15 protein-coding genes are annotated in these 13,371 nt (G+C 66.1%); 9 read left to right on the top strand and 6 right to left on the bottom strand.

The genetic code is table 11. The annotated features are described in order from the left end of the window. Nucleotides 1-20 precede the first annotated feature (20 nt). Nucleotides 21-1,562 carry a sensor histidine kinase gene (locus tag JT720_RS02230; RefSeq protein WP_205479071.1) on the bottom strand — a complete coding sequence of 514 codons (1,542 nt, stop codon included), beginning with the start codon at nucleotides 1,560-1,562 and terminating at the stop codon, nucleotides 21-23. A 27-nt stretch (nucleotides 1,563-1,589) separates the two neighbouring features. Beyond that, on the bottom strand, nucleotides 1,590-1,784 hold the full coding sequence (locus JT720_RS02225; protein WP_205479070.1) for a NepR family anti-sigma factor: 195 nt from the start codon (nucleotides 1,782-1,784) through the stop codon (nucleotides 1,590-1,592). A 299-nt stretch (nucleotides 1,785-2,083) separates the two neighbouring features. Here JT720_RS02225 and JT720_RS02220 point away from each other — a divergent pair, with 299 nt between their 5' ends. The 3 genes from JT720_RS02220 (at nucleotide 2,084) to JT720_RS02210 (ending at nucleotide 3,806) form a co-directional block, all read left to right on the top strand. After that, the gene (locus JT720_RS02220) at nucleotides 2,084-2,887 is read left to right on the top strand and encodes a response regulator (RefSeq protein WP_205479069.1); all 804 of its coding nucleotides are present in this window, start codon (nucleotides 2,084-2,086) and stop codon (nucleotides 2,885-2,887) included. A gap of 64 nt (nucleotides 2,888-2,951) precedes the next feature. Continuing rightward, complete coding sequence (locus JT720_RS02215; protein ID WP_205479068.1) at nucleotides 2,952-3,092, top strand: hypothetical protein; 141 nt, start codon at nucleotides 2,952-2,954, stop codon at nucleotides 3,090-3,092. Nucleotides 3,093-3,167: 75 nt separating this feature from the next. Next, nucleotides 3,168-3,806 carry a sigma-70 family RNA polymerase sigma factor gene (locus JT720_RS02210; RefSeq protein WP_336511925.1) on the top strand — a complete coding sequence of 213 codons (639 nt, stop codon included), beginning with the start codon at nucleotides 3,168-3,170 and terminating at the stop codon, nucleotides 3,804-3,806. A gap of 66 nt (nucleotides 3,807-3,872) precedes the next feature. Here the strand turns inward: JT720_RS02210 and JT720_RS02205 are convergent, their stop codons facing one another. After that, nucleotides 3,873-4,109, bottom strand: coding sequence for a hypothetical protein (locus JT720_RS02205; protein ID WP_205479066.1), 237 nt, complete (start codon nucleotides 4,107-4,109; stop codon nucleotides 3,873-3,875). Between the two features lie 11 nt (nucleotides 4,110-4,120). On the opposite strand from JT720_RS02205, the gene JT720_RS02200 reads away from it, so the two are divergent. From JT720_RS02200 to JT720_RS02180, 5 genes are all read left to right on the top strand, one after another. Continuing rightward, a complete protein-coding gene (locus tag JT720_RS02200) occupies nucleotides 4,121-6,814 on the top strand; it encodes a bifunctional [glutamine synthetase] adenylyltransferase/[glutamine synthetase]-adenylyl-L-tyrosine phosphorylase (RefSeq protein WP_205479065.1) in 2,694 nt (897 codons plus the stop codon). Continuing rightward, nucleotides 6,808-7,263 carry a peroxiredoxin gene (locus tag JT720_RS02195; protein ID WP_205479063.1) on the top strand — a complete coding sequence of 152 codons (456 nt, stop codon included), beginning with the start codon at nucleotides 6,808-6,810 and terminating at the stop codon, nucleotides 7,261-7,263. The genes JT720_RS02200 and JT720_RS02195 overlap by 7 nt, the downstream gene beginning before the upstream one ends. Next, on the top strand, nucleotides 7,263-7,730 hold the full coding sequence (locus tag JT720_RS02190; RefSeq protein ID WP_205479061.1) for an MgtC/SapB family protein: 468 nt from the start codon (nucleotides 7,263-7,265) through the stop codon (nucleotides 7,728-7,730). Before JT720_RS02195 ends, JT720_RS02190 begins: the two co-directional genes overlap by 1 nt. Before the next feature lie 90 nt (nucleotides 7,731-7,820). Then, nucleotides 7,821-8,603, top strand: a complete 783-nt coding sequence (locus tag JT720_RS02185; protein WP_205479059.1) for a succinate dehydrogenase iron-sulfur subunit — start codon at nucleotides 7,821-7,823, stop codon at nucleotides 8,601-8,603. A gap of 160 nt (nucleotides 8,604-8,763) precedes the next feature. After that, nucleotides 8,764-9,228 carry a PaaI family thioesterase gene (locus JT720_RS02180; RefSeq protein ID WP_205479057.1) on the top strand — a complete coding sequence of 155 codons (465 nt, stop codon included), beginning with the start codon at nucleotides 8,764-8,766 and terminating at the stop codon, nucleotides 9,226-9,228. On the opposite strand, the gene JT720_RS02175 is transcribed toward JT720_RS02180, so the two are convergent. From JT720_RS02175 to JT720_RS02165, 3 genes are read right to left on the bottom strand one after another with little or no spacing between them, the layout of a single operon-like run. Continuing rightward, nucleotides 9,225-9,905, bottom strand: a complete 681-nt coding sequence (locus JT720_RS02175) for an ATP-binding cassette domain-containing protein (protein WP_205479056.1) — start codon at nucleotides 9,903-9,905, stop codon at nucleotides 9,225-9,227. The genes JT720_RS02180 and JT720_RS02175 overlap by 4 nt on opposite strands. Then, nucleotides 9,902-11,146, bottom strand: a complete 1,245-nt coding sequence (locus JT720_RS02170; protein WP_205479054.1) for an ABC transporter permease — start codon at nucleotides 11,144-11,146, stop codon at nucleotides 9,902-9,904. Before JT720_RS02170 ends, JT720_RS02175 begins: the two co-directional genes overlap by 4 nt. A gap of 3 nt (nucleotides 11,147-11,149) precedes the next feature. After that, nucleotides 11,150-12,154: an efflux RND transporter periplasmic adaptor subunit gene (locus JT720_RS02165; protein WP_205479052.1), complete on the bottom strand. Its 1,005-nt coding sequence runs from the start codon at nucleotides 12,152-12,154 to the stop codon at nucleotides 11,150-11,152. A gap of 98 nt (nucleotides 12,155-12,252) precedes the next feature. Here JT720_RS02165 and zapE point away from each other — a divergent pair, with 98 nt between their 5' ends. Next, nucleotides 12,253-13,359, top strand: coding sequence for a cell division protein ZapE (gene zapE / locus JT720_RS02160; protein ID WP_205479050.1), 1,107 nt, complete (start codon nucleotides 12,253-12,255; stop codon nucleotides 13,357-13,359). Nucleotides 13,360-13,371 lie beyond the last annotated feature (12 nt).

Below are 13,371 nucleotides of genomic sequence, written 5' to 3'. Positions count from 1 at the left end.
CGTAAAATTATTTTGATCGCTTAACGCGGCGGGAAAATGGGGAGATCCACTCCGTACTTCCCAGGCTCCCGGTCGAGCGTCGAGCGAAGCTGCTTCGCCAGGCCTGCGACGATGCGCTCGAACTGCTTGCGATCGGGTTCGTCGTTGTCGTGGTCCACCAGTGCGGGGCTCTGAAGTTCGAAGCGGGCAGACAGGTCGTTCCGCCGCCGCAGGGACAATTGCACTGTCTGCTCCGGTTGGGTCAGCATCGCGAACTCGACGATTTCCGTAGTGAGGAATGCGATGGCGACCGCGACGTCCTGCGTGGTGTTCAAGCTCTCCAGGTCGAGGTCGATCGCCAGCCCCCGCGCATTGTCAGGCGCGCTTCCACGCAGGGAAGCCGCGAGTTCACTCAGCAGCGGCCGAAGTGCGATGCCGCGATTTTCTTCGAGCTCCGCATAATGGTTGCGATGGACCACCGCCAGCGCATCGACTCGGCGGCCGATCGACGCGTAGGCGTCGCGGGCATCCTGTGATCCGGCGCTGCGGCCATGAATGTTCAGCAGGGAGGCGACGACCTGCAGGTTGTTCTTCACCCGGTGGTGTACCTCACGGACCAGCTTCCGCTGCCCTTCGAGCGCCTCCGCCATGTCGTGCTCGGACTTTTCGATCCGCTCCACCGCGCGGGTGAAAGCCTGGCCGAGTTCCTGGATCTCGTTGGCGGAGCCGAGCCGCTCGGGCAGGTGGAACGGCTCTCCCCCTGGCTGGTAGCTGCTGACTGCCTTCTGGATGCGTCGGAGCGGCCGAATAAGAAAGCTGTTGACCAGCCACCAGCTGAGCAGCGCTGCGGCCACCCACATCAGGACCGGTAGCAGAATGATGACCCGGTCCATCGACTCGATGCGGCTGATCGGCACTGCGGTCGTGATGTCGATCTGGCCTCGGCCGACGCGTCGGGTCGTGGTGAGAAGATCCGGCTGGAACGGCCCGCTTTGTGGATTGTCGACCAGCCTGATGGTGCGCGTGCCGTCGGTCACGACGATGCGAGCGACGTCGGCCTGCGAACTCAGGGCCGCGTCGCGCAACTGCTGGCTGCTGAGCAGTCCTGTGGCATGACCGTCGGCAAGCCCCACGCGATAATAGAGCCCACTGCCGCCCTGCGAGATCCATAGACGGATGTCGCCAGGGGTGACGCGCTCCTTCAGCCTCTCCCAGCGATCACTCCCCGAAGCGCAGAGTGCCAGCCCTCGCGCGTCCGTGAGCGCGAAATTCTCTGCAACTCCGCTGGTGGGCCGAAGGGAGCGCCGTACGTATTCGCAATGATTTTCCGGTTCCCTGAGTGCCCCGCTTGCGGCCACTCGAAGAGCCAAGGCATTGCGAGCGATCAGGGACTCGACTGCCCTTGCTGCCGAACGTCCTTGTGCTTCGGCATTGGCGCGCAAAGCCGAGTTGGCCTGACCGATGCCCGCCGTCGCCGCCAGCACGAGAACCAGCCCGAGAGGGAGAACGGCAGCCGAGAGGATGACCAGCAGCTTGCCCGCTGTCGGCAGCCGCTGAAACCAGCGCCTGACCTTTCCAATCATTCCAGCATTCCGGACGCTAGGGGTGAGCTATTCAAGCTTGCCGAGGAGGTCGAGGAAATCGTCCGGCACGTCTTCGCGCAGCGTCTCGTCATAGACCGACCGCAGGGCACGACCGAGGTCGGCCGGCGCCGCACCCCGCTTCTTTCGTGCCTTCGCCGACTTTGCGGACGACTCCGGAGATTCGTCGGCACGTCGCGATTCGGCCTTGTCGGTACCACTCAACCTCTCGTCCCCCTCACGCTAGCGACGGTGCGTAGCGAATGATGGTGAAATGCTTGTTGACGTCGCGCAACGAAGCTCCCCCCTAAAAGTGGTTCAGCCGACTCGTCAACGCACCGCGCGTACGTATTTCGCGAGTTGAAGCTGCCCGCCCCGGAAACCAAATCGGACAACCTTTGTTCCATGCTTCGGAAAAGAAGTCCCGAACTCCCCGGCCAGGGAGTTTGTGACCGCCCAGCAGGCTTGCGCAATCGGGCATCGGTCACCAATAGGGGCCCAACGATTTAGGGAGCAACGCACGTATGTCGCTTGGCCAGGAACTCGCGCCGCACCTACCATTCTTGCGCCGCTATGCACGCGCCTTGACCGGTAGCCAGACCCATGGCGACGCGTTCGTCCGCGCTACGCTGGAGGCGATCGTCGCCTCTCCGGAAAGTTTCCCGCGGGATGTTGAGCCGCGGCTGGGACTGTACAAGACCTTTCATGCCATCTGGTCGACCGCCAACATCGAAGAGGGCGAAGAGCCTTCCGGCGGCAGCTTCGGCAGCGCGGAAGGAATTGCGCAGGCCCGCCTGTCTCGGATCACCCCGCTTTCGCGGCAGGCGTTGCTCCTGACGGCGTTGGAAGGTTTCTCGTCGTCGGACGCCGGCTACCTGATCGGCGCCAACCCGCAGGACGTGGACAACCTCGTCTCCGAGGCGCTGGAAGAGATCGAGCGCCAGACCCTGGCGGATGTCCTCATCATCGAGGACGAGCCGATCATCGCCATGGACATCGAGACAATCGTTCGCGATCTCGGGCACAATGTCACGGGCGTTGCCGTTACCCGTGACGAGGCGGTTGCCCAGGCTCGCGCCCACCCGCCGGGCCTCGTGCTCGCGGATATCCAGCTCGCCGATGATTCAAGCGGGATCGACGCTGTTCGGGACATCCTCGCGGAGTTCTCGGTTCCGGTGATCTTCATCACCGCCTTCCCGGAGCGCCTCCTGACCGGAACCCGGCCGGAGCCGACGTTCCTCATCACGAAGCCGTTCCAGCGTGCGACCGTAAAGGCCGCGATCGCGCAGGCACTATTCTTCGACGCGGCAACCGTACCGGCGGGTTAAGCGGGGAACTTCGGTTCCACTCGTTGCGTTGGCTAACCAAAATGAATTCGGGGATGCCAACTCAATGGACGACAATCGGCCTGAACATCTGACCGGTACGGAGGCGCGTGCCGGCACGACGCCGCATATGGCGCGCGTGGCACTGCTCGGAGGCCTCGGTTTGGTCATCCTGATCTTTGCCATTATCTTGATCGTCGCCGGCTGAGCCCGGCATTTGCAGATGCAAGCAATCGCAAGTGGCGCCGCGCCTGCAGGCGCCCGCAAGCAAGGGTGGGGAAGCGTGATCGAGGACAGCGACACCGAGGCCGTGGAGCCCGTGCGCAGCGACCCGGTGCCGCTGTCGGACCCGGAGTTCAAGGATCAGCTCGCCCAGGTCATTCCGCACCTCCGTGCGTTCGGCCGCTCCCTTTCGGGCAGCCGCGATCTCGCCGACGACCTGGTCCAGGAAACGCTGCTCAAGGCTTGGGCCGCGCGCAAGCGTTTCCAGGCCGGCACCAACATGCGTGCCTGGACCTTCATCATCCTTCGCAACCTGTTCCTCAGCCAGATGCGCCGCGCGCGCTTCAAGGGGGAATGGGACGAACTCACGGCATCCAAGATCCTCGCCGCGCCGGCCAGTCAGGATCGTCACGTCGAACTGGGCGACATGCAGCGCGCGCTCATGCACCTGCCGCAGCCTCAGCGTGAAGCCCTCATTCTAGTGGGCGCAGGCGGCTTCGCTTATGAGGAAGCGGCCGAAATCTGCGGTTGCGCCGTCGGCACCATCAAGAGCCGGGTCGCCCGCGGCCGGGTGGCGCTCGAGCAGCTGCTCACCGGCGGCAAGCTCCCGTCACGGCGGCAGCACAAGACGGACCCGAACACATCCGCCCTCGCCCAGATCATGGGCGAAGTGGACGACCTGTCCAGGGATCGCGACTAAGGTTAAGCGCTCGAGCCGGTGCTATCGAAACAAGGAAAAAGGGCCGCTCAGCGGTCCTTTTTTTGCTCAGCCCAGCCGCTGCAGCAGCTCGGCAAAGTCGCGATCCGCATTCCCGCTCGGGACGGCCGCGAAGGCTCGCCTTAGGGCTGCGGTGACGCCGGCATGAGCGGGCGGAAGTTCGACACGAATGATACGACGATCCATCGATTCTTCCGCCGCCGCCTTCTTTGAGGGGTCGGAAACCATTTGAGGACATAACGCCAAAGCCTTGAACAGGTTTCGCTCTGCAATCTCTTCGGGCACAAGCTGTGTCCATGTTGCACACGTCTGCGTCCGCCGCCCGCAACGATGCCATGCAGCGGGCGGAGCGGCATTCCCCCTTCCTGCGCGAGGCGATCCGGCAGAGGCAGGACGTCGCCCAGGCGTTCGATCGGGATGGGGCGCAGGCAGCGGTCACTGCTGCATTGGCTGCGACGAATGATGATGTCGGCGCCGATCTGCGACGGCAGCGTCACGGCCTCGCCCTCGCCGTCGCCCTCGGCGATCTGTCCGGCGAGTTTCCGCTGGAGGCGGTCACCGGCGCTCTGAGCGACTTTGCGGACCATGCCATCGACCGGGCGCTCCGGGCGGCCGTAGCCGAGCGGGTCGGGGACGCACCCTTCGCGGGCATGACGGTCCTCGCGCTCGGCAAGCTCGGCAGCCACGAACTCAACTATTCGTCGGACGTGGACCTCATCCTGCTGTTCGATCCGGACACGGTCCCGCGACGCGCGCGCGACGAGCCCGGCCCTGCGGCGGTGCGCTACGGCAGGCGGCTCGTCGAACTGCTCCAGAACCGCACGGCGGACGGCTACGTGGCGCGGGTCGACATGCGCTTGCGGCCGTCTCCGGAGGTCACGCCGATCGCGCTCAGCGTGGACGCGGCGATCTCCTATTATGAATCCTCTGCACTCCCCTGGGAGCGTGCTGCCTTTATCCGTGCCCGGGCATGCGCGGGCGATCTCCACCTCGGTCGCCGTTTCCTCGCGGCCATCCAGCCGTTCGTCTGGCGCCGCTCCCTCGACTTCGGCGTCGTGGACGAAATCCGCGCCATTTCGACGCGCATCCGAGACCACTATCAGCAGGGTCAGCGGCTTGGTCCCGGCTACGACCTCAAGCGAGGCCGGGGTGGGATCCGGGAAGTCGAGTTCTTCGCGCAGATCCAGCAGCTGATCCATGCCGGCCGCGACCCGGCCCTGCGAGCACCCGCGACGCTGGATGCCTTGGCGGCGCTCGGCAAGGCAGGCAAGCTCGATCCTGCGGACGTCCGCGCCTTGTCCGAAGCGTACCGGCTGCTCCGCACCGTCGAGCACCGCGTTCAGATGATCGCGGACGCGCAGACCCACCTGCTCCCGGCGGACCCGCACGCCCTGGCGGAGGTCGCCCGGCTGCACCGACTGGAGGGCAGCAGCGAATTGCTGGCCCTGCTCGAACCGCATGTCGGCCGAGTGGAAGCGATCTTCGGGACGCTTAGCGATGACCGTGGCGGCAAGCTGTCCAACGATCCGATGGTTCTCCGGACGGAATTGCGGGAGATGGGCTATGCCGACCCCGAGCTCGCCGCTGCCCACGTCGCGGAGTGGCGCTCTGGCCGGGCCCGCTCGCTGCGTTCCACCGCCGCGCGCGAGGCGTTCGAGACCATGCTTCCGGCCTTCCTCCGGGCCGTTGCGGAGGGACCTGATCCCGGCCGCGCGCTGAACCGCTTCGGGGATCTAGTCGAGAGGCTGTCCAGCGGCGTCAATCTCTACCGCTTGATCAGTGCCCAGCCGGAGCTCGGCAAGCTCCTCGCCCTCATTCTCAGCCGGGCGCCAGCGCTGGCGGACCAGCTTGCCAGACGGCCAGACCTCTTGGACGGCCTGCTGGACGCGTCGACCTTCGGCCTGCCTGCCGACGCCGCGGAGCTTGCCGACCGGTTCCAGTCGGCCATCGCCAGTGAACCATTCGACCGGGCCCTCGATCGCATTCGTCGCCTCGTCGGTGAACGGCGGTTCGCGCTTGGTGTCCAGTTGCTGACCGCACACCGAGACCCGATCACCATCGCCGAGGGCTACAGTGACGTCGCGGAAGCGAGCGTCATTGCGCTGGCGCATGCGACGGAAGAGGAGTTTGCGCAGACACACGGCCGCATCGCGGACGGGGAACTCGTCATCCTGGCTCTGGGACGCCTGGGAGGTCGGGCCCTGACCCACGCGAGCGACCTCGATCTCATCCTGCTGTTTGACGCTCCGTTGGATGCGCGCTCGGACGGCCGGCGTTCGCTTGGCGCAACCGAATATTACAATCGCCTCGGCAGCCGGATCATCGCAGCGCTCAGCGTTCAGACGGCCGCGGGACCTCTCTACGATGTCGACACGCGGCTCCGTCCGCAGGGTTCGCATGGCTTGCTCGCGGTCAGCCTCGATTACTTCGAAGCGTACCAACGCAAGGAAGCCTGGACCTGGGAGCATCTGGCCCTTTGTCGCGCCCGGCCACTCACCGGCTCTCCCCCGTTGCAGGCCAAGGTCGCCAGTCTGATCCGGTCGATCCTGACGGACCGTGGCGATGCACAAAAAGTGCGGTGCGACGCCGCAGCGATGCGGCTGGAAATTACTCGCCACAAGCCGCCGGCGGGACCTCTGGACATCAAGCTGGGCCCCGGCGGGCTGGTGGACCTCGAGTTTGCCGTCCACACCCTGCAGCTCACCACCAGGGTGGGGCTCGACCCGCGGCTGGAGGTTGCAATCGCAGCCCTCACCGAGGCGGGCTTGCTCGACCCGCAGGTCGACCCCGACCTCCGCCTGTTGAGCCGCATGCTGGTCGTGCTTCGCCTCGTCGCTCCGGCAGGCGCGATGGAGCCGGCGGGGGAGAGCCGTGCTCTCGTGGCTGGCCTCTGCGGATACGGCACTTGGGACGAGCTGCTTGCAGCCCACGACGCGGCGCGCCAGAGAATTGCCGAGCTTTGGAACCGAGTGAAGGAGGGGCCATGTTGAACGAAGGGGACCGCGCGCCCGCGCTGACGGTCACGACCACTGCTGGCGACAGCATCGACCTCGCAGCGCCGGGCACGCCGCTGGCGCTCTACTTCTATCCCAAGGACGATACGTCCGGCTGCACCCGGGAAGCGCAGGACTTCACGAGCTTGGCATCAGACTTCGCGAGCGCCGGCGTGAAGGTGGTCGGAGTGTCGCGCGACGACATGAAGAGCCACCAGAAGTTCATTGGCAAGTACGACCTGGCGGTCCCGCTGGTGTCCGACGACGGCGCGATCAGCGAGGCGTTCGGAACGTGGGTCGAAAAATCGATGTACGGCCGCAAGTATATGGGAATGGAGCGCGCCACCTACCTGATCGGTGCCGATGGCACGGTCCGGAAGGTCTGGCGCAAGGTCAAGGTCCCGAACCACGCGGCGGAGGTCCTGAAAGCCGCCCAGGCTCTCTGATGGGGGAGCTGTTCAACCCGGCCAACTTCAACATCGGCCCGCACGTCGCGGCCTTGCTCACGGCCTATTTGCTCGCGCTTCCGATTGGCTGGAACCGCGAGAAGGAAGAGCGCAGCGCCGGCATCCGCACCTTCCCACTGGTGGCGGTCGCCTGCTGCGGCTTCATTCAGGCCGCCGAGTCCATGGTCGGCGATGAACCCGAGGCCATGGCCCGCGTGATCGAGGGCCTCATCACCGGCATGGGCTTCATCGGCGGCGGCGCGATTCTCAAGGTCAAGAACAGCGTCAAGGGAACCGCGACCGCGGCCAGCCTGTGGGTCACCGGTGCGATCGGGGTCGCCGTGGCGCTGGAAAGCCTCGACGTGGCCGTCATGCTGACGCTGATGACCTTCGTGACTCTGTACCTGCTCGCGCCGCTCAAGAAGATGGTCGAGCCGACCGCGGCCGAGGATGCGGACAAGGAGTAGCATCGCCTTTGGCAGGGCTGGCATATTGACGTTCGCCCGACTATCTCGGCGCCACGCTTGCGGGGTCCTCCCGTCGATCAGGATCGTTTCATGGCCGAGTTCACGCTTCCGAAGAACAGCAGGATCACCAAGGGTAAGGCCTACAAGGCCGAAGGCGCCGGTGGTCGGATCAAGTCGTTCAAGATCTACCGCTATGATCCGGAAACGGGCCAGAACCCGCGCTACGACACGTACGAGGTGGACCTTTCCACCTGCGGACCGATGGTCCTCGATGCCCTCATCAAGATCAAGAACGAGGTCGACCCGACCCTGACCTTCCGCCGTTCGTGCCGTGAGGGCATCTGCGGCTCTTGCTCGATGAACATCGGCGGCCGCAACGGTCTCGCCTGCACCACCGCGATCGAAGACGTCAGCGGGGAGGTCCGCATCACGCCGCTACCGCACTGCGACGTGGTCAAGGACCTCGTGCCGGACTTCACGCACCTGTACGCACAATACGCCTCCATCCAGCCCTGGTTGAAGACCGCGACGCCGTCACCGTCAGGCAAGGAGCGGCTGCAGTCACCCGAGGATCGCGAGAAGCTGAACGGCCTCTACGAATGCATCCTCTGCTTCTGCTGCTCGACCAGTTGCCCGAGCTACTGGTGGAACGGCGACCGCTTCTTGGGCCCGGCGATCCTGCTTCAGGCCTATCGCTGGCTGGCGGACAGTCGCGACGAGATGACGGGTGAGCGGCTCGACCAGCTCGAAGACCCGTTCCGGCTCTATCGCTGCCACACGATCATGAATTGCGCGAACGTCTGTCCGAAGGGATTGAACCCGGCCAAGGCCATCGCGGAGACGAAGAAGCTAGTGGCGGAACGGGCGGCGTAGGCCATTCACCGCGCTCACCCAGAGTAGCGGCGCAGCCGCGTATCGAAGGGCTCTTGGTGCTTCGATACGGGGCCGAGCCTTGCTCGACCTCCAACGCGGCATGAGCGCTGCCGTCGGGCAATGTTGCACTGCACCCAAGCCCCCACTAACCCTCGCTCCCATGGACGCTGCAGAAGACACCCCGCGCCCGTCCGGCGCTCGTGAAGATCCCGATCATCCCGGCTGGTGGAGCTGGGAGGACATACCCGCGGACAGCTTCGCGGCAGCCACCGGCAAACTGCTGTTCCGTCCCGATGGACCAGGCCGTGGGATCGTCCGGATGTTCCCGACGGAGAAGCACCTGAATCTCGGCGGGTCGCTACATGGCGGCGCGGTGATGAGCTTTATCGACATGGCGCTGTTCGGCGGCGGTCGCTGCGCCGGCATGTCGCGTGCCCACTACGTCACGCTGGACCTGACCACCAAGTTCCTTTCGCGGGGGAGGGCGGGCGTGCCGCTCGACGCGCACGTCGAACTAATCCGCCAGACCCGCAGCCTCGCCTTCCTGCAAGGAGTCGTGAAGCAGGATGGCGAGGCGTGCTACAGCTTTACGGGCACGCTCAAGAAGCTGCGCGAAAGCAGCTAGTCGATCTTCTCGATTATCCCGTCCAGCATGTGGATGCGCACGTCGGCTGCCGCCGCGACCTCCGGATCGTGGGTCACGCACACCACTGCCCGCCCTTGGTCCCGCGCTAGGCGCTGGAAGATCTCCACAACTCGCGCGCTGTTCTGGCTGTCGAGGTTGCCGGTAGGCTCATCTCCCAGCACGAGGCTGGGATCATTCGCGAGCGCCCGGGCTATCGCGACCCGCTGCCGCTGCCCACCGGACATGCGATCGGGCGTTTTGCCGGCCTGATCCGCCAGTCCCATGGCCTCCAGCATCGACATGGCCTGCTGGGTGGCGGCCGAGCCCGACAGCCTGCCCAATCGCCGGATCGGCAGGGCGACGTTCTCCAGTGCCGTGAACTCCGCGAGCAGGAAGTGAAACTGGAACACGAAGCCGAAACGCTCCAGCCGAAGCTGGGCTCGCGCATCGCCGTCCAGGGGCAGGGTGTCGACCCCGTCGAACGTCAGCGTTCCGGCGGTCGGACGATCAAGCAAGCCAAGCAGGTAGAGCAGGCTGGACTTGCCGCAACCGGACGGCCCGATCACCGCATGAAAGCGGCCTGGCATGATCTCCAGGTCCACCCCGCGGACCAGAGGAACGGGCGGCTCGCCGGGCAGCGTCCGGCCCAGCCCGCGCGCTTCCATCAGCGCCGTCACGCGGCGCCCCGAAGGATATCCACGGGATCGACGCGCGCCGCCTTTCGCGCCGGCAGCCAGGCCGCGATCACCGCGCAGAACAGGGACGCCCCTCCCGCGATCAGGAATTGCCGTGGCCGCCGGTCCAGAGGGATGTTTTCGACCCGCCCCTGAATGTTGAACTCCAGGCTGCCAAGAATCTGCATCAGCAGCAGACCAAGCCCCCAGCCGACCAGCACTCCGATCAGCGCCAGCACGATCCCTTGCGCGATGAAGATGCGCTGGAGGTCAGCCTCGGAGAAGCCGACCGAGCGCAGGATGGCGATATCGCGCCGCTTATCGACGACGGAGTTCGACACCACCGTGTAGATGCCGAAGCTCGCCACCAGCAGGATAGCCGAGACAACCGAATACATGATGACGTTGCGGGTCAGCAGCAGCGCCAGGAAGTCGGCCGAGCGCTCCTGCCAGCTTTGCGCCTTGTAACCGAACCGCGCCTCCAGGTCCGCGGCGATCTCCTCGGCGGCATAGGGGTCGGGAACGGTGATGCCGATCGAGTTGATGACGAACGGCTGCGCCGTCAACGACTGCGCCTCGCGCAGCAGGACATAGCCGTTGCCGCCCAGCTGTCCCCGTCCGCGCGCCAGCAAGCCGACGACCTTGAGCGTCCGGTTCCCGACCCGGCTGGTCGCGCCCACGATGTCGCCCATCCCCACGCCGAGCCGATCCGCCAGGTCCTCGCTGATGATGATCCCGCCCTGCGTCGTCTCCAGGTCCCGCAGCCGGCCCTGGGCGAGGTTCTCCTCGATATTCCCGAGCTTCTCCTGGATGGCCGGGTCCACCCCGATGATACCCAAGGCTTCTTCCCGTCCACCCACGCGAAGCGTGACCGCGCCCGACAGCGACGGTGCCACGACGGAGCCCGGGATTGCCTCCGCGGCGCGCGCGATCTGCTGCCAGTCCTTGAGGCCGCGCACCTCGTTCCGTGGCTTGTAGCCTCGCACCTGCACCGCCCCGCCGGGCAGCGCGACCACGGCCGGCTGGGGTGAAGGACTGCGGATTTCATCGGAGATGATGATGTGGGGCGCGGCGTCGATCAGCGTCTCGACGAAATCGTTCTGGCTCCCGATCATCAGTGCGGACACCGCCAGGAAGAAGCCGACGCCGACCCCAACACCCGCGACGGCGACGATGGTCTGCCGTCGCCGCTTTACCAGATAGCGGCCGGCCATGCCGAGGATCAGGCGCGTCCGGGCGAACATGCCTCAGCAGCCGCTCACCTGGATGCGCCGTCCATCGGCCAACCCGTCCGGTGGGGCGACGATGACACAGCTCGCGCGGCTCAGGCCTCGGACGACCTCAGTCTTTTCCGCGCCTTCTACCCCGGCGCGGACATCGATCTGACGCGCGCGTCCGTCGTCGACAGCCCAGACCTTGCCCCCCTTGATTGCGTTCGCGGGAAGCAGAAGGGCGCCGTGCTTCACCGTGGAAACGATGTTGACCTCCAAAGTCAGGCCCACCGGCAGCACGACGCCGGGGTCCGGCGCGATCCGCACTCGAAACGACCGCTGGCTCGGATCGCCGCCTGGGGTCACCTCATACACCCGGCCCTTGAACGTCCGCCCGGGATAGGCGTCGGAGGACATGATGGCTTCGGCTCCCGCGCGCACGCGGGGAATGTCGCGCTCGTCCACGGTTGCGGTCACTCGCAGCAGCGCGGGATCGCCGATCTGGAAGAGCGTCCTGCTCGGCGTAGCAAGGTCGCCCGGCTCGACTTCCCTCCGCAGCACGACTCCCGGAATGCTTGCGCGGATGGTGAACTGCGCCAGGCGTCCCCACGCCGCCGCTTCCGCCGCTCGAGCGCTTTGGGCTGCGGTCACCACCCGGTCCCTTGCCGCGGCCGAGGCGAAGCCCTGTCGGTAGAGCGCGAGGGTGCGGCCTTCGTCCTGCTCGGCCGAGCGGGTCTGTGCCGCCAGCTGCGCGATCGTCTGCCGCTGGTCCACGTCGTCCAGCCGCACCAGCGGCTGTCCCGGCGTGACCCGCTGGCCTTCCTCGACGTACAGCTCGACCACCGGCGCGGTGATCCGCGAAGAAACCTCGACGGGTCGACGCGGCTCGACGAAGCCGGTGGCGTAGATCACTTCCATGGCGGGTCCGATGGTTGGCCTTGTCCCGGTCACCTCCACCGGTCGCTGCGTCCACCACCAGGCGCCTGCCGCGGCGGCCAGGATGACGAGGATCACGATCACCCAGGCCGGCCTGATCCTCACGCTGTGTCCTCCCACACCCCGTTGATCTTCTAGCCCGGCGTCCAAAGCCAAGTCGAGCGCGCTTGGCAGCCGGCGGCCGCCTCCGCTAAGCGCAGAGCGTGTCCCCCGTCCTTGATGCGTATCAACAGCTCCTGAGCGCCGGCGAGCTTCGTCCCGATCCCGACCAGCGGCGGGCGGCCGCAGCGCTGGACCGCCTGTCGCTCGACCTTGCCAGCAGTGGCGGCGGGGTCCTGCGGAAGCTGTTCCGCAAAGGTCCGAAACGCGTACGCGGCGTTTACCTGTGGGGCGGGGTGGGCCGCGGCAAGTCCATGCTCATGGACCTGGCGTTCGACCACATCCCGACCGAGCCCAAGCGGCGGGTCCACTTCCATGCTTTCATGCTGGACGTTCACCAGCGCATCCGTCGCGCCCGGGAAGAGGGCAGGGGTGACCCCATTCCGCCGGTTGCGGAGAGCATCGCGGCGGAGGCAAAGCTGCTCTGCTTCGACGAGATGGTCATCAACAACACCGCCGACGCCATGATCCTCTCCCGCCTGTTCACGGCGCTGCTTGATGAAGGCGTGGCGGTGGTCACCACCTCCAACCGCCCGCCATGCGACCTCTACAAGGACGGCCTCAACCGAGAGCTGTTCCTGCCCTTCATCGATCTCATCGAGCAGCGGCTCCAGGTGGTCGAACTGAACGGCCCCACCGATTACCGGCTCGACCGGCTGGAGGGGGTCACCACCTGGCACGTGCCCAACGGTCCCCAGGCAACCGCCGCCCTCAGCCGCGCCTTCTTTCAGCTGACCGACTATCCTGTCGAGGACCGCGCCAAGGTCCCGAGCGAGGAACTGGAGGTCGGCGGAGGGCGAACCCTGCACGTGCCGAAGAGCCTGAAGGGCGTCGCCGTCTTCTCCTTCAAGCGCCTTTGCGGAGAGGCTCGCGGGGCGGCGGACTATCTCGCGATCGCCCAACGGTTCCACACGGTGATCATCGTCGGCATCCCCGTGCTCGGCCCCGAAAACCGCAACGAGGCGGCCCGGTTCGTCACCCTCATCGACGCTCTCTACGAGCATAAGGTCAAGCTGCTCGCTGCCGCCGATGCGGAACCCGCCTTGCTCTACCCGGCCGGGCACGGCGCGTTCGAGTTTCAGCGCACCGTCAGCCGTCTCGAGGAAATGCGCAGCGCCGATTACCTTGCGGAGGGTCACGGCGCGGGCTGAGTTTCACCCTTC

Source organism: Sphingomonas arenae (assembly GCF_016924655.1).
Lineage (GTDB): Bacteria > Pseudomonadota > Alphaproteobacteria > Sphingomonadales > Sphingomonadaceae > Sphingomicrobium > Sphingomicrobium arenae.
This window is presented reverse-complemented; position numbering and strand designations above follow the sequence as displayed.